At 45.2% G+C, this 15,248-nt stretch carries 13 protein-coding genes and 2 tRNA genes; 4 read left to right on the forward strand and 11 right to left on the reverse strand.

Annotation, left to right across the window (positions count from 1 at the left end):
• Positions 1-3: 3 nt before the first annotated feature.
• Complete coding sequence (locus HY811_08970; protein MBI4834933.1) at positions 4-1,455, forward strand: tetratricopeptide repeat protein; 1,452 nt, start codon at positions 4-6, stop codon at positions 1,453-1,455.
• A gap of 13 nt (positions 1,456-1,468) precedes the next feature.
• On the opposite strand, the gene HY811_08975 is transcribed toward HY811_08970, so the two are convergent.
• The 11 genes from HY811_08975 to HY811_09025 form a co-directional block, all read right to left on the reverse strand.
• Positions 1,469-2,197, reverse strand: coding sequence for a metallophosphoesterase family protein (locus HY811_08975; protein ID MBI4834934.1), 729 nt, complete (start codon positions 2,195-2,197; stop codon positions 1,469-1,471).
• A gap of 2 nt (positions 2,198-2,199) precedes the next feature.
• Complete coding sequence (locus HY811_08980) at positions 2,200-3,102, reverse strand: hypothetical protein (GenBank protein MBI4834935.1); 903 nt, start codon at positions 3,100-3,102, stop codon at positions 2,200-2,202.
• Between the two features lie 38 nt (positions 3,103-3,140).
• Positions 3,141-3,215: transfer RNA gene (locus HY811_08985), tRNA-Glu, on the reverse strand.
• A gap of 10 nt (positions 3,216-3,225) precedes the next feature.
• Positions 3,226-3,298 (reverse strand) — tRNA-Lys (locus HY811_08990).
• A 20-nt stretch (positions 3,299-3,318) separates the two neighbouring features.
• On the reverse strand, positions 3,319-4,533 hold the full coding sequence (locus HY811_08995; GenBank protein MBI4834936.1) for a bifunctional 3,4-dihydroxy-2-butanone-4-phosphate synthase/GTP cyclohydrolase II: 1,215 nt from the start codon (positions 4,531-4,533) through the stop codon (positions 3,319-3,321).
• Between the two features lie 84 nt (positions 4,534-4,617).
• Positions 4,618-5,520 (reverse strand): glycine--tRNA ligase subunit alpha, encoded by a 903-nt coding sequence (locus HY811_09000; GenBank protein MBI4834937.1) that lies wholly within the window; start codon positions 5,518-5,520, stop codon positions 4,618-4,620.
• Positions 5,521-5,523: 3 nt separating this feature from the next.
• On the reverse strand, positions 5,524-5,781 hold the full coding sequence (locus HY811_09005) for a hypothetical protein (protein MBI4834938.1): 258 nt from the start codon (positions 5,779-5,781) through the stop codon (positions 5,524-5,526).
• A gap of 68 nt (positions 5,782-5,849) precedes the next feature.
• A complete protein-coding gene (locus HY811_09010) occupies positions 5,850-7,202 on the reverse strand; it encodes an MATE family efflux transporter (protein ID MBI4834939.1) in 1,353 nt (450 codons plus the stop codon).
• A gap of 26 nt (positions 7,203-7,228) precedes the next feature.
• Positions 7,229-9,190 carry an APC family permease gene (locus HY811_09015; GenBank protein MBI4834940.1) on the reverse strand — a complete coding sequence of 654 codons (1,962 nt, stop codon included), beginning with the start codon at positions 9,188-9,190 and terminating at the stop codon, positions 7,229-7,231.
• A gap of 220 nt (positions 9,191-9,410) precedes the next feature.
• Positions 9,411-11,291: a trypsin-like peptidase domain-containing protein gene (locus tag HY811_09020; protein ID MBI4834941.1), complete on the reverse strand. Its 1,881-nt coding sequence runs from the start codon at positions 11,289-11,291 to the stop codon at positions 9,411-9,413.
• A complete protein-coding gene (locus HY811_09025) occupies positions 11,284-11,724 on the reverse strand; it encodes a hypothetical protein (GenBank protein ID MBI4834942.1) in 441 nt (146 codons plus the stop codon). Before HY811_09025 ends, HY811_09020 begins: the two co-directional genes overlap by 8 nt.
• A 319-nt stretch (positions 11,725-12,043) precedes the next feature.
• Between HY811_09025 and HY811_09030 the strand changes: the two genes are divergently transcribed.
• From HY811_09030 to HY811_09040, 3 genes are all read left to right on the forward strand, one after another.
• Positions 12,044-12,688: a hypothetical protein gene (locus HY811_09030; protein MBI4834943.1), complete on the forward strand. Its 645-nt coding sequence runs from the start codon at positions 12,044-12,046 to the stop codon at positions 12,686-12,688.
• A 53-nt stretch (positions 12,689-12,741) separates the two neighbouring features.
• On the forward strand, positions 12,742-13,299 hold the full coding sequence (locus HY811_09035; GenBank protein MBI4834944.1) for a winged helix-turn-helix domain-containing protein: 558 nt from the start codon (positions 12,742-12,744) through the stop codon (positions 13,297-13,299).
• A gap of 80 nt (positions 13,300-13,379) precedes the next feature.
• Positions 13,380-14,927 (forward strand): serine/threonine protein kinase, encoded by a 1,548-nt coding sequence (locus HY811_09040; GenBank protein MBI4834945.1) that lies wholly within the window; start codon positions 13,380-13,382, stop codon positions 14,925-14,927.
• The last annotated feature ends 321 nt before the right edge of the window (positions 14,928-15,248 follow it).

Below are 15,248 nucleotides of genomic sequence, written 5' to 3' on the forward strand. Positions count from 1 at the left end.
TATATGACAAAAAACCTATTTAAAATAACGGGACTAATAATTATCTGCCTGGTTTTCCCCTTAGAAGCAGTCTTTATTTTTGCCCAGGCATCCAAAACCATTTACGAGAAAAACAACGATGCCGTGGTAACCATCATTACTTACAATAAAAAGAACAAGCAACTGGCGCAGGGAAGCGGTTTTATAGTAAAAAACGACGGAATTATCATCACCAACCAGCATGTAATTGAAGAGGCAAAAACAATCGAGGTAAAAACGACCGGGGGCAAAACCATTGAGGTCGAAAATGTAATTTATGAAGACAGCGAAAACGACTTTGCGGTATTAAAAATAGTCGCCAAGAACCTGCCGACCGTGAATTTAGGCGATTCCGACAAGGTTACACCGGGGGAAAACGTCTATGTAATAGGGAGCCCTCAAGGGTATGAGAACAGCATTTCCAACGGCCTCTTAAGCGCGGTACGTAAATGGAAATCAAAGAAAGTCCTGCAGATAAGCGCGCCGATTTCCCATGGGAGCAGCGGCGGCCCGGTCTTTAACGAAAACGGCGAGGTTATCGGCATCGCTACGCTTACGCAGGAAAACGCCCAGAACGTTAATTTTGCCATGCCGATAAACATCATCAAAGACTATATAGATGAAATAAAGCCTGGCGCGCCGGATAAAAATGCCGTTACGAAATCCAAGTATAATAAACAGGCAACGTACTGGTTCTGGCAGGGGCGCGCCTTGAGTGAAGAGAGAAAAAACGAAGAGGCGATAGAAGCGTATGAAAAAGCCATAGAAATCGAACCCGAATATGCCGAGGCATACAACGATATCGGGTTAATTCATGAGGGAAACGGCAATTATAAAAAGGCCGTGCTTTCTTATAAGACGGCGATACGGATTAATCCAGATTACGCCGATGCTTACAATAACCTCGGCCTTGTATACGGAAAAATGGGAGATTACGAACGGGAAAAGGAAGCTTACATGGAAACATTGCGTATAGTCCCGGATAGTGCGGTGGTTAATTACAATATCGCTTTCACTTACCGAAAGATGAAAGACTTTAAAAGTTCGCTCAAGCATTACGAAAAAGCGGTCGAGCTTGACCCGAATTATGCGGATGCATATAACAGCATGGGTTTCACCTATGCGCTTTTGGATGAAAGCGAAAAAGCAATCGGGTGTTATAAAAAAGCCCTTACGATTAACCCGGATTTCGCCGTGGCATATTATAACCTGGGGATAGAATATGCCATCAAGCGCGAATACGAGAAAGCAATCGAATCGTATAAAGAAGCAATACGGTGCTTACCGGATTACGCCGATGCGCGGTACGACCTGGCACTTGCTTACCTTATAACAGGCGAAAAGGAAAAAGCCGCCGAACAACACAAGGCGTTGAAAAAACTGGATGAATCGCTTGCTGAACAATTGCAAGAGAAATTATATCCGGACAAGAAATAGCCGTGAAATGGATTTACCTACCGTATTTTAATCTTTCTGCCAGTATTTCGGGCAAACCCGCTTTTCTTATTTTGGAAACGGCTTTATCCACGTCATAAGGAACACGTTTTATCGCAATAGCCTCGTCCGTATCATCATAAACGGCATAGCAGGCGTGGGGATTATCATCCCGCGGCTGGCCTACGCTGCCGACATTGACAAAGAATTTACCGGATTTATTTATCTTAAGCAGCGGGTCGGTATTAAAAGAAATGCTTCCCCTCTGCAAAGAAAAGAAAATAGGAACGTGCGAATGCCCGATGAAACAAACGGGGTTTTCCATGACGTTAAACCCGAGTTGCAAATCATAACTGGTCTGGATATACTCAAACAATTCAGGCAGATACAGGTTAGAATGCGCTACGGAAATACTATTTAGCGTCTCGACGAGTTTCAACCCGCCCAGGAACTTTTTTTCCTCTTCGTTCAATTGTTTGGCAGTCCAGCTGATGGCGGATTTCGCAAAATCATTAAAGAAGCCGTTGTTAAGAGTGCCGATGGCCGCATAATCATGGTTGCCTGCAACGATAATGCAACCCGGGATGGCACGGACTTTTTTAATACATTCATTCGGGTCGGCACCATAGCCGACGATATCCCCCACGCAAATATAGCGGTCCGGTTTTTCCGCTGCCAGCTTTTCCATCACCGCTTCCAGGGCTTCTAAATTGCCGTGGATATCACTGAAGATAGCATATTTCATAATCAGCGTATTTCCCTTTTGCTAAAAGCCATATTGGCAACCAATAATAACAGGCCGCACCATACAAAGGCATATAGCGTAATCCAAAACAGGTATCCCCAAGAAATGGGTTGGGGCAAAATCATCCCCGGGGAAATATCCCTTATTGGCGGGTAAAATCTTGAAACCTGCGAGGAAAGGTTAAAATCGGTGAAATTAGGAAGGATAGTATAAAACATCTGCGCCGGGACAGTCACTAAAAGCGAGCTTTTTTTTACCATGGCAAGATAGATATACGGGGAAATATTCCCGATAATAAAAACCAGGACGATACTGCCGGCCATGATAGGCAGCGAAAAGAAAAGGGAAACGGTTACGGCAACGGCGGTAATAACGGCAACCATAAGAAACGAGGCATAAACGCCCTGCAACAGGATAAGGCCGTTTAATTCAAGGAAACTAAAAACATCTTTCCATATAAAAGAAGGACCTTTTTCCAGGTAATAACCGCTTTCTATGCCGCTGTTGATAAAAGCGGTTCCTTCTTTAAACCAATAAACAAGCAACAAGACAAGCGCTAGAAAAAACGTGGCAACAAAAACCGCCGTGCTAATGCCGATAAATTTGCCGACTATGAATTCCGAACGCCGGAGCGGTTTTGTCAGGGTTAGTAAAACAGTCTGTTTTTCTATATCCGAAGCAATTACAAAATCTGTGCTTAATACCGCCAGGATAATGCCGGCAAAGGTGATGGTTGCCAAACCGACTTCCCTGAACATGCTAAGCTCTTGCCCGAAGGAAAACAGGGAAAAAGGGGCGGCAAGGAACAGCAAAAGCGCGGAGGCGAAAACTATGATGTAATAAATCTGCTGGCGAACCGTTTGCCCGTAGGTTATATTAGAAATAACGTAGAGTCGGCCGAACATATTTACGTATAACCGGATTGCCCGATGTAAATTATTAACGCCCCGAACGGGATTTGAACCCGTATTGCAGACTTGAAAAGCCTGTGTCCTAAACCAGGTTAGACGATCGGGGCATTTATCAAATGAGGGTGGGCCGATTCGAACGGCCGACCCACGGCTTAAAAAGCCGTTGCTCTACCAGCTGAGCTACACCCCCGTTATAATTTTCCAGAGAGCTTATTTCAATAAATGGCCTAACTTATTCTTTTTAGTATCCAAATAATTCTTATTATACGCCGAACACGTTATTTCTATCGGCACGCGTTCGACGATTTCCAAGCCATATCCGTTCAAAGCGATTACTTTACGCGGATTATTAGTTAACAGTTTTATTTTCCTTATGCCCAGGTCAACCAGAATCTGCGCGCCTATTCCGTAATCCCGCAGGTCAGCCGGAAACCCCAGCGCCTCGTTGGCTTCAACCGTATCCATTCCTTTATCTTGAAGAGCATACGCTTTGAGCTTGTTTTCCAGGCCGATGCCCCTGCCTTCCTGCCTCATATAAAGAACGACCCCTTTCCCTTCTTTGGCAATCATGGCGAGGGCGCTTTGCAATTGGTCGCCGCAATCGCACCTGAGCGACCCAAAAATATCTCCGCTCAGGCATTCGGAATGGACCCTGACCAGAACCGGCTCATCATAAACCTTGCCTGGTTCGGTTCCTATTCCCCCCGCGCACAACGCAATATGCAAATAATCATCTATCTGGGAACGGTAAAGTGAAATATTAAATTCCCCGTATTTAGTGGGCAATTTAGTATCGACTGCCCTGGTAATCATTTTTTCCGTAGTCCTGCGGTAAGCAATAAGGTCGGCAATGCTTGCCATTTTCAATTTGTGTTTCTTACAGAATTCCTGCAATTGTGGAAGCCTTGCCATGGTTCCGTCGTCATTCATTATTTCACATATTACTCCGGCCGGTTTCAACCCGGCGAGTTTTGCCATATCCACCGAGCCTTCGGTCTGCCCGGTCCGCACCATTACCCCTCCTTTTTTAGCCCTTAACGGGAATATATGGCCCGGGCGGGCCAGGTCATCGGGCTTGCAATCATCTTTAATCGCCGTTAAAATCGTCCTGGCGCGGTCATGAACCGAAATTCCGGTAGTAACCCCTGTTTTAGCATCTATAGAAATAGTAAACGCCGTTCCGAATTTAGAAGAGTTATCATTTACCATGGGCGGCAAATCGAGCGCATCGGCCTTTTCCTCGGTCAAAGCAAGGCAGATCAAGCCGCGCCCGTATTTGGCCATAAAATTAATGGCCTCGGGCGTGATTTTTTCAGCTGCCATGGTCAGGTCACCTTCGTTTTCCCTATCCTCATCATCGATGAGAACTATCATGCGACCGGCCTTAAGCTCTTCCAAAACTTCCGGAATCGGTGACAAATTCATATTTATTCCTTTAACCGAAACTCTTAATTATAAATAGATTTTACGGGAAGTCAACATAAATTAGAGTTGTGCTTGCCGAAGCGGCTATTTACCGGTGGCGGCTGTTTTTGCCAATAGCGGAAAGCCCATTTTCTCCCTCATCTCCACATAGCCAGAAGCGCATTTGCGCGCCAGATCCCTGATACGCGCGATGTATGTAGTGCGCTGTGCCGTGCCGATGGCGCCGCGCGCATCAAGAATATTGAATGTGTGCGAACATTTCAGGACATAATCATATGCCGGCAAGACAAGCTGTTTTTCCATCAGGCGCTTCACCTCGCCCGCATACATTTCAAACAGGTCGAAATGCATTTTAATATCGGCTTCTTCAAAATTATATTTGGAAAATTGCACCTCATCTTTATGATGCACCTGACCGTAAGTAATGCCCTTTACCCATTCCAGGTCATAAACGCTGTCTTTTTTCTGGATGAACATGGCAATTCGTTCCAACCCATAAGTAAGTTCCAGGGAAATCGGGTTAAGCTCAATATTACCCACTTTTTGGAAATAAGTAAACTGGGTGATTTCCATGCCGTCAATCCATACTTCCCATCCCAGGCCGCTCGCCCCGAGAGTGGGTGATTCCCAATCATCCTCGACAAAACGTATATCGTGTTTTGTCAAATCAATCCCCAGATATTTGAGGCTGTCCAGGTAAATATCCTGGGCATCGGCAGGAGCCGGCTTGATGATAGCCTGATATTGGTAATAGTGCTGGAGGCGGTTAGGATTATCACCGTAACGGCCGTCGGTCGGCCTGCGTGACGGCTCCACATAAGCCGCTTTCCAGGGCTCGGGCCCCAGTGATTTAAGAAAGGTTGCCGGGTTAAAAGTCCCCGCGCCTTTTTCCACATCATAAGGCTGGTAAATTACGCAACCGTAATCCGCCCAGTAACGCTCAAGAGCCAGTATGATTTCCTGGAAACTGTATGGTTTAGACGTCATCTGTCATTTTTCTTTCCAGCGTTTTAGCCCAAGTTCCTCGCCTATTTCAAAGAATTCCTTTTCAGAAATGGTTTCCATTGTCTTCCCGCACTTTTTCAGTTTCTCGTTTATTTTTATGGCGGTTTCCTGCATTTTTTCATGCGTCGGCTTGGACCCTCCCATCAGGATAAAATTCGGACCTTTGGTCATACGGATATGCTTATCCTTATGGTCCAACCCCAATCCATATAATAACCCTCTGCCTTTTTTCTTATCTACCATAACTTTAATCAGTTTATAATATTATTATGGAATTGGCAAATAATTAATAGCCGGCTTTTATCGGCGGCTTACAGTTTAATTCGTTTCCAGCGCCCTTTAAGGTAAAGAATCCTGAAGGCGATCGACCGGGCAACCCAATCAATCGGCATGGAAAGCCAGATGCCGACTAAACCCATTTTCAAGATAATCGCGAATAAATATGCAACGGGCAGGCGCACCAGCCAGACCCCGATAAAAGCGACATAAGCCGTGCTTTTGGTATCGCCCGCCCCGCGCAGGGTTCCCTGGTGAATCATGGCTAATGCAATAAAAGGCTCTTCAATCGCGCCTATTACCAGGCATAAAGCCGCCAGCTTGACCACCTCGTAGGATTTATCCGCATCCACAAATATGCGCACCAGATAATCCGGTATAAGCACAAACATTAATCCCATTGAAGTCATTATGAGCAGGGCAATCTTAAGCGATTCGCGGTAAGCAGATTGGGCCAAATCAATCCGTTTAGCTCCCAGATACTGGCCGACCAGCGCTCCGCAGGCAATCGAAAAGCCCATCCCGGGCATAAACGAAAGGCTTTCTATGGAAAGGACTATCATGTGGCTGGCAATGGCGATTTCCCCAAAACCCGTTACCATAGAATAGACAATGAGCATCCCAAACTGCAAGATTGCCGGTTCCAGCATTGCCGGAAAACTGACTTTAAATAAGGTTTTAAAATTCTCCCATTGGACTTTAAATAAAGAGGGAACCTTGAGGTTAATTACCCTTCTCTTTGAAAATATCAGGATAATAAACATGACTCCTTCTATGACATCAGCCAGGGCCGTGGATAAAGCCGCGCCTTCTATGCCCATCCTGGGAAAACCGAAATTGCCGTAAATCAGGCAATAATTTCCGGCGATATTAAAGAGATTGGCGTAAAGAGAAATCAGCATCGGGCTTCTGGTATCGCCGCAGGCGCGCAATATGCTGGCGCCGACCATGAATATATAAGTAAAACCGAAAGCTGAAATGACAATCTTAAAGTAGCTGACCGCTTCTATCCACAGCTCCGGTTGTATGTTTTTATCAATATACAGGCTGATTAATTGAGGAGCCAAAAGCGCACCAAAGCTGGAGACAACCAAGCCGATTAGGACAGCGCTCCACAAGGATGTTGCAATTTGCTGGCGTGTTTTTGTTAAGTCTTTATTGGTTGAATTAGCTTCCCCAAAAGCGCGGGCAACCGTGGCAAGCGTTCCTACGGCAATTGCCATTAAAATCAGACGGATTGCCATAAGAAGCGGGCGGTTTACACCCATTGCCGCCAGAGAGGTCTGGTCATACCTGCCCAGCATAAAGGTATCCACATACATCATCAGGGTCATCAAAAGATTCTGGATGACCACGGGCCAGGCAAGCTGAAAAACTGTTTTACGCATAGGTTTCGGGCACAGCCGAAAATATTTTAATATACCCTAATCGGCATAACAACAAGCTGTTTTCCCTCAAGGGCAAGCCGGCGGTGAAGGCGAAAAGCCGTATCATTATGCAAAAACGAGGTCAGCATATTCTCGTTTTTAAACACCAGCTTATTGACGAAGAAAATCGCCCGCGGGTATTCGTTGTTTAATTTAGTGCATATATCAACCAGCGTTTCTATGGTGTCTACCGAAACATCGAAACGGGATTCGGCATAAAAACCGAAATCATTGGCCATTCGGACGTATTTTCCCATTGCCTCCTCGGTGTTTTTGCGGAGATTTTCCACCTCGCCGATTCCTTTAAACCGGCCGGTATCCAATTCCCCGACGCTTACGAAAATATAACGCTTGAATATCTTCGGAAAGAGCTTCTCCACGGAAAAGAAAGTATGGACTCCGAACCCGTTAAAACCGCCGGCCAGAATCACCGCGGTCGGCTCATCAGCCGCCAGGTTAACCGGGATAGCCGCCGGTTTTTCCGGGCGGGGCACATTACCCAGCATATCATCCAGCCGCTTTAAAGCGCGCCGTGTGGCGGAATAGTGCTTTTTTATAATAACCGCCAAAAAGATAAAGCCCGTGGTAATAACCAGGGTCAGCCAGCCGCCCTCAAAGAACTTAAAACCTATAAGGATAACCAAAACAGTTAAAGTCAGCAAGAATCCAACCAGGCTGATTAAGAATTTGCTTTCCCATGCGCCTTTTATCTTGCGCACTTCCAGCCAATGGCGGCACATGCCGAACTGGGAAAGCGTGAATGTTATAAACACGTTAATACTGTATAAGACAATCAAAAAGCTGATTTGCCCTTTGGCAATCGCCATGACGCCGATAGCGCTTAATCCCATGAATATAATGCCGTTGGAAACAGTCAGTCGTTCGCTTAAGTTCGTAAAACGGCGCGGCAGCCAGTAATCCAATGCCATATTAGCCATAACCTGCGGTCCGCCGATAAAACCGGTCTGGGCGGCGACAAACAAAAGAGCCGCCTCTGAAAACATGGTCAGGATTACAAGCCAGGTCCCGAAGGGGCTGTTCCACGCGGCAACAATGCTTTCAAAGAGGCTGGCGTTAAGGGTCTTGCCCGGCACGCTGATTACATTAAAAAGCCCGTAAAATACCAGAAGACCGCCGGAAAGCAGCGCCAGGGAAACCGCCATATAAAGCATCGCGGTTTTTCCCGTATGGACTTTCGGCTCCCGTAAAGTGGGCATGGCATTGCTGACCGCCTCGATTCCGGTAAATGTTCCCGCGCCATGGCTATACGATTTCATGATTATCAATATCATTCCCCAAAGGCCTATATCACGGATTGTCTCTCCGGTCCGGACACCTGTCTGGCTGATATAAGAAGGAATATCTGAACTTTTCTGGATTAACGCAATCAAAAGAAAAACCAGATGGGTGGCGACAAATATCATGAATATCGGCACAAGAACGGTGATGGATTCTTTTACCCCGCGCAGGTTTAAAAGAATCAGTAAGCCTACAACCAAAACAGCCGCAATAAACTTATACGCCTGGTATTCCACGGGCAGGAAACTGAAGAACGCGTTTATGCCGCCGGTAACCGAAACGGCGACAGTCAGGATATAATCTATGACCAGGGCGCTTCCGGCAACCAGTCCGGCCGAAGGATTAATCAGCTTTGTCGCAACAAGATAACCGCCGCCGCCGAAAGGGAACAGCTCGATAATCTGGCTGTAAGAAAGCGAGATTACGGCAATGGTTAAAATGGTGGCAACCGCCACATAAATATTGAGGAAACTGTTGGCGTTTAAAATGACATAGGCTTCCTCCGGGCCGTAGCACGCGGAGGTAAGCCCGTCCGCGCCCAGGCCCACCCAGGCCAAAAGCGCGATAAGGGAAATACGGCGGAAGATAGTCGGGTCACACGGATTTTTCGCCTTACCGACCAATAAACGCTTTATATCGCCCCATGTCATAATATTAACCTCTCAAAAACATCTAACCGCTTTATATTATAAGGAATTAGCGGAGAGGGTGTTCAAAGTTTTGGTGTATATTTAAACTGCTATTATATCCCAAAAAAGGCCGCCCGTCAATTAAAAGAATATCGGCTGTTTTTGGGCCTGGCACACCCGGCTTAAAGGCAGGATAAGAAAAGGGGCCTTAGCCGAAGCCAAGACCCCTAATCCCACTGGTTTAAACCTGCGTTGCCTTAATCCTGAGCTTGAAAATCCCGTCTTCCAGCATGAAATCCACGCATGAATCTCCGCCCGGAATAAAAGACATCAAACCCAAGGCCGGGTCAATCATCCCCTGCACCAAATTATTGGTGACAGTGTTCTGAGCGCTGATAGACCCCGTGCTGTATTCAGCATTGGATATCAGCATCCCGGCTTGAATCAGGCGGCCCATCAAGGCAGACCTGAAAGATTGGATGAACTCTTCCCGGCAAATCCGGTAAGGGGCACCGGCAATCAATTGGTCGCCCTGACGCAGTTTACCCGCTACCGTAGGCTCACCGGTCATCCAGAAACAGGCAATGGCCGCGGCGCCGATTCCGTGGATACGGTCACCGGTGATGCGCAAGGCTTTCTTGCGCCACGATTCGGCAACCCGTTCCTTGGAGTCATTCACCGCATCCACAAACCTTTTCGCCTTAACCCCGCCGATTTCTTCAAAGACGCGGGTAACCCTTGTTACCCAGTTCTGGTAAGCGTCCTGGATATTCTTGGCAAAGGTCTTGACTACCGAAGCCTTGACCCGACCCCTTTTAGTCCGATAGGTATCGGACATAAAGGAAGGCCACTGCTCGGCGGCGGGAGTAGAAAGCTTTTCCTGGTAGCTGGCTTCATCGGGAATTGCCCTTTGAAGGCGGTCTATCAAGAGTTCGGCATTCTCACCCAGATTTTTCGCCCACTTTTCCGCGATATCTCCGGCAGGCGCGTACGAAGCAGGTATTTCCAGCTTTACATCAAACAGTATGTTTGGCATAAAACTATCCTCCGTTTTCCTCGTTAGTTCTGCTCGCCGATACATCTCCTTTCCGTGCATGCTAACGGAAAGACACCTCGATGCGTCTGATTGACGAACAGAAGAACTGAGGAACGGAAAAACGTAAGAACTATTTAATGTCCTTTCGTCCTTCGGTTCTTTAGTTCGCTTGCGCGGTCCTTCGGTTCTTTGGTCGAGGAAATCGTATATTTCCGAGATGGGAACAATTCCCGCCATGGTGGTAATCAATTGGTCTCCATATAATCTTACCCAAACGGCTATTCCAATTAACTCATATTGGTAGGCATTCCCGTCATTAGACGGGACGGCGCTTCGCTTCGCATATACCGGTCCCCCGGAGTTACCGGGTAAAACCGGAGCTGTTATTTCCCAAGAAAAGCCACCGATTACACTGATAATACCGGATGAAGGTCTTGGAGATAAACCTAATGAACATCCAACAACATAAACCGGAGCGAATAAGTAAGGAACATAATCCTTCGGAGCCAGATTTGCAGTTTTAACCGCAAAGTCGCAAAGAACGCTAAGAAGGGCTAAATCCTTAACCGTATCTGTAATAACAACCGTCGCATCTATCTCGGTATCCTTTGCGTCTTTGCGGTAAGAAAAGAACGTTACGCTTACTTTAGCATAATTTCCTACTACATGTCCTGCTGTCAGAATCAGTGTATATCCGTGTTCATCGGTGGTTGCAATGACTACCCCGCTTCCGCATCCGGTCAGTGTTTCAATCATAACCGTTGGACTTAGCATCTCGTCATACTCACGCTGGTAAGGATTATTAGCCTTGTCCATAGGCCGAATGATGATAACGCCGGAAGGAAGTTCGGCAGGCTTAGTTGACCATGCCGTCAATCCGATTAAGAGAATGCCCGCAATCAGGATAATCAATAATCTGATAACCTTTCCCTTGCCCTGAACCTGACCCCGACCAAAGGTATCGGGGGAATGGTTCATGGGTTTCTTGCTCATATCTTCAAGTTTCTTTTCCACCTTACGCTTGATGATTGTCAGCAGGACTTCCACGGCCACCTTTAATATTCCTTTAAATATTTTCTTAAACATCTTCGCACCCTCCTTCCTGCCAGCTTTCGATATAATCAACCCAATCTTCATAGAATTCCTGTTTGAGTTCAGATTCTTCCTGCTCTTCCTGAAGGCTTACCCCGAAGGCGATATCCTGTCCCGCCAGCTTGCCCCGCTCCACTTCGCTCCGCGGGACGATAGGGAGTCCCTGACCATAGGTCAGGGCGCCCTTTTCCAATAACCGCCGGTCGGCATATGAAAGGAGCGATTCAAACCCCATCCTTAAAGCAGGCAGTTCCAACCGCTTTCTTTCCGGGTAATACATGAGGTAGCAATACCGGCAATAACCCAAGCCCCTTGCCGCCCACGAAATAAGCGCCTTGCCTTTAAGCACCGGCTTGTTAACGGCTTTAGGCAGGGGTTTGCCGCATTCTTTGCATCGTATCGCTCCGCAATTTCTTAAATCTTTCATATTTCATTCTCCTTTCTAATTGGTCATTGTTCATTGGGGCTTGGTCATTCCCAAGCTCCCCTCTCCATAACCTAACCTGGAAAAACCCCAAAAGTTATATGGAAATCTTTTTTTCTATGAAAATAGTTGCAATTTTCCCTTAAGCTACTTTGCTTGGATGCCAAATAAGTTTACATTTTTGTAAAGTTTCTTTACGCCAGAACAGCCGGAAAGCGCCCGAAAAAACACGATTCTACCGTCGGAAAGCTATAAAATAAAGATGGGCAGATTTTTAATCATCGGTGGATTGTTTTAAGACGCCTTGGCATGCTATTTGCTTATGTATCCTTATGTATGGGGAGAAGAAGGACTCGGCGCCATGGAGTGGAATACGCTTTCGGACGAGGACCTGATTCGGTTATACCGGCAGGGCGTAACCGAAGCATTGGATATTCTGTTCCATCGCTATCTTGACCCCTTGCGCGGATATCTTTTGAAATACAGCTGGTTTAAGGACGATTCCTATCTGGATGACTTAATCCAGCAAATCCTGATGATTGCCTTTACGCGCATAAAGGAAAAGGCGTTCGAACCCAAAGGGGATGGTTCATTCAGGCATTATTTGTATAGGATAGGCACCATTGAGTATAAAAAGCAGGATTGCCTGCGCGCCTCGGAGTTACCCCCGCTCTCGAGGCGTTTCCCAAACGTCTCCACGGGTTTTGCCGATGAACGGGTCCCTTCAAGGCCCGTGGAGACACCTAATCATCACGCGCTCCATAAAAAACTAAGCAAGGCCTTTAAGGCGCTTGCGACCGAAGAGATAAAACTCCTGATTATGGCGAATCTGGGCATCCCGTATGAAAAGATATTGGCCCATCCTCTATTTAGCAAATTTACTCTTGCATATTTAAAGCTGAAAATATATAATATCCGGCAAAAGGTGATTAAAATCATCGAGGAGGAAAAGGACGAGCCCCGTTAGAGATAACCAACGGGGCATCAAAAAAGTTCCTAAAAAACGAAAGGACTTAGATTATGGCTACACCTGATAAAAAACGCGACAAAAACTCTGATGGGGTGAAGAAGACATGTAAGAAATACGCGCGGGCAATCACGGATTACGTCCTGAACCAGCAAACGGATATCCCGAAAGAAGAGCTATTCCAACATCTCAAGGAATGCGCTAAATGCCATAAGGAATTCTCCGATTGGAAAGACTTCAACGATTTCGTCCGGGTCAAGGAATATCATTCCCGTCCCGAGGTAAAGGAGAAATGGGATAAATTTATAACAGAACTGGTTCACAGTGGAGGAGCTCCGGCGAAACCGTCCCAATGCTCCACGGCGGTCATACCGGGTGCGACGGTCGTAGACGTCAAATGGGAAATCGGCAATGCCGCGGGAGTTATATATAAGCATTTATCCACGGCGGGAATAACCAAACTGAATGACATTCCGGGCAAGACCAGCATCCCGATGGAAACCGCCCTGCAGGCGATTGGCTGGCTGGCGCGGGAGGAAAAGGTCTGCAAGGAGCGCGTAAAAACGACGAGTTATGTCTATGTCCCCGAACATAAACAGGCGCAGGGGTGAGAAGAGAAAACAAGAATAAACAAAAGGCGCTTGTCACCGAACGAAAATCAAAATAAAGTAATCGAAGGGAAAAGGTAAACATGTTTATTACAATAGGTACTGTTATATACGATAGTAATAAAGCTGCGTATAACGTTCTTGAATTCATTGGAAAAGGGGCTTTTGGTGATGTTTACAAAATTGAAAAGAATGATGACAAGTCAATATGGGCTTTGAAAACACTACCAACTACATTTCAAGATAAAAATAACCTAAAAAGCTTAATTCATGAAGGGAATCAAGCCATTAAAATATCCCATCAAAATTTTATAAAGTATATATTTTTCCACGATGGTTCCCTTTTCCCACAATTACCCCCTTATATAATTATGGAATTCGCAGACCAAGGAACCCTAGAAAATGTAATTATAGAACAAAAAAGGAAGAATGAATTTATTCCAAATGGTGAGCTGCAAAAATATTTTAACCAGCTAATAAACGGTATGGATGCGGTTAATTTAATTCTCATTCATAGAGATATCAAGCCTAACAATATTCTTATTAAGAAGGATTTATTGAAAATATCTGATTTCGGATTATCAAAAATCATTGAAGAAGAAACAAGAACTTCTACCTTTAAGGGTATTGGTCATGTTAAATACATGTCTCCAGAAGGATGGAAAAACCAAACAAATACCATTCAGATGGATATTTATTCAATGGGTGTCGTATTTTTTGAATTAGCAACATTATGTCATCCTTTGGAAGTTAAACCGAGTGATGGTTTTCAAGAATGGCGTGATGCGCACCTTTATCAGAACCCTAAAAGACCTAATACAATTAACACAAATTTATCACCTGCGTTTTCTCAAGTGATATTTAAAATGATAGAAAAAAGCGTAAGTAATCGTTTTAAAAGTTGGACTGAAATTAAAGCGGAGTTAGCAAAAGAAAACCTACCCGTCACTTCCAATACACCTTTAGTAGATGCAATTTTGAATAAGCGATTAGAAAAGGATTCAATGATAAAAGAAGAACAACTTAAAAAGCAGAAACGACAGAAAGAAATAGAAGACTTTTATAAACTCGTAGAATATCAAATTAAAAAGGATATTTATGAGCCACTTGATAGTTTTATTAAAGAGCTTAATGAGAGATATACGGGAAGCAATAAGGTTATTCTTCATAATAGGCAGCCAGGTCGTGATTTTAATTGTTTAATTGGGTTGCCTTCAGGGAACCCCTTGGCCTTGGAAATACGCCCTTTGATTGATGAAGAATTTAACAGAGAAAAAGAAATAGATGATTACGGTCGGACAATACGCGTTAGACGATTAGAAAGGCCTTTATGGAAAAATAAAAAGATAATGGCTTGGGGATATTTGAAAAGCAAAGATGGCAAAGGGTTCAATGTAATTTTAGTGGAAAAAGACAATGATGCTTATGGAGAATGGGTTATTTTAACAAATACGAATAATGCTCTAGTTAAACCTGAAGCAAGAAGAAATGTGGAGCCATTCCCTTTCGAATTCCGTGAAATGGAAAAAGAAATTAAATTCGCTAGTGGTAATGTTACACATATATATGTTACTAAAGCAGAACAACTAAAGATTAACCATTTCGTTAATTTTATTGAAGAATATATTTAGCTATCACGGACTAAAGCGTGACGCACACCGTTCCAGGAAACTCTTTATTTTTCGAAGCGTAGCGGAGTCCCGACCGACAGCCAGCAGGTCGTCCCGCGTGATCAAAACGTGACACACACCGCGACTGGAATACCCCGATTCCCCTGCGATTCAAATCCTAATTCCCTTGAATCCCTTTTTCTTTAATGGGGTATACCGGCTTGCACCATGGAGCATAGTAGTTATTAAGATGGGGTCGGGTAGCTTTTAGAATGGGGTCTGGTAGCTCTTACCTATACGTATTATAGCTTTTAGGATGGAGTCAGGTAGCCTTTACCTATA

It is taken from the genome of Planctomycetota bacterium (assembly GCA_016207825.1).
In the GTDB taxonomy this organism is placed as follows: Bacteria; Planctomycetota; MHYJ01; order JACQXL01; family JACQZI01; genus JACQZI01.

What these genes read in the sequence shown, in the direction of transcription:
- HY811_08970 (MBI4834933.1), top strand. Translation starts at nt 4, where the DNA reads ATGACAAAAAACCTATTTAAAATAACGGGACTAATAATTATCTGCCTG.
- HY811_08975 (MBI4834934.1), bottom strand. Translation starts at nt 2,197, where the DNA reads ATGAAATATGCTATCTTCAGTGATATCCACGGCAATTTAGAAGCCCTG.
- HY811_08980 (MBI4834935.1), bottom strand. Translation starts at nt 3,102, where the DNA reads ATGTTCGGCCGACTCTACGTTATTTCTAATATAACCTACGGGCAAACG.
- HY811_08995 (MBI4834936.1), bottom strand. Translation starts at nt 4,533, where the DNA reads ATGAATTTGTCACCGATTCCGGAAGTTTTGGAAGAGCTTAAGGCCGGT.
- HY811_09000 (MBI4834937.1), bottom strand. Translation starts at nt 5,520, where the DNA reads ATGACGTCTAAACCATACAGTTTCCAGGAAATCATACTGGCTCTTGAG.
- HY811_09005 (MBI4834938.1), bottom strand. Translation starts at nt 5,781, where the DNA reads ATGGTAGATAAGAAAAAAGGCAGAGGGTTATTATATGGATTGGGGTTG.
- HY811_09010 (MBI4834939.1), bottom strand. Translation starts at nt 7,202, where the DNA reads ATGCGTAAAACAGTTTTTCAGCTTGCCTGGCCCGTGGTCATCCAGAAT.
- HY811_09015 (MBI4834940.1), bottom strand. Translation starts at nt 9,190, where the DNA reads ATGACATGGGGCGATATAAAGCGTTTATTGGTCGGTAAGGCGAAAAAT.
- HY811_09020 (MBI4834941.1), bottom strand. Translation starts at nt 11,291, where the DNA reads ATGTTTAAGAAAATATTTAAAGGAATATTAAAGGTGGCCGTGGAAGTC.
- HY811_09025 (MBI4834942.1), bottom strand. Translation starts at nt 11,724, where the DNA reads ATGAAAGATTTAAGAAATTGCGGAGCGATACGATGCAAAGAATGCGGC.
- HY811_09030 (MBI4834943.1), top strand. Translation starts at nt 12,044, where the DNA reads ATGTATCCTTATGTATGGGGAGAAGAAGGACTCGGCGCCATGGAGTGG.
- HY811_09035 (MBI4834944.1), top strand. Translation starts at nt 12,742, where the DNA reads ATGGCTACACCTGATAAAAAACGCGACAAAAACTCTGATGGGGTGAAG.
- HY811_09040 (MBI4834945.1), top strand. Translation starts at nt 13,380, where the DNA reads ATGTTTATTACAATAGGTACTGTTATATACGATAGTAATAAAGCTGCG.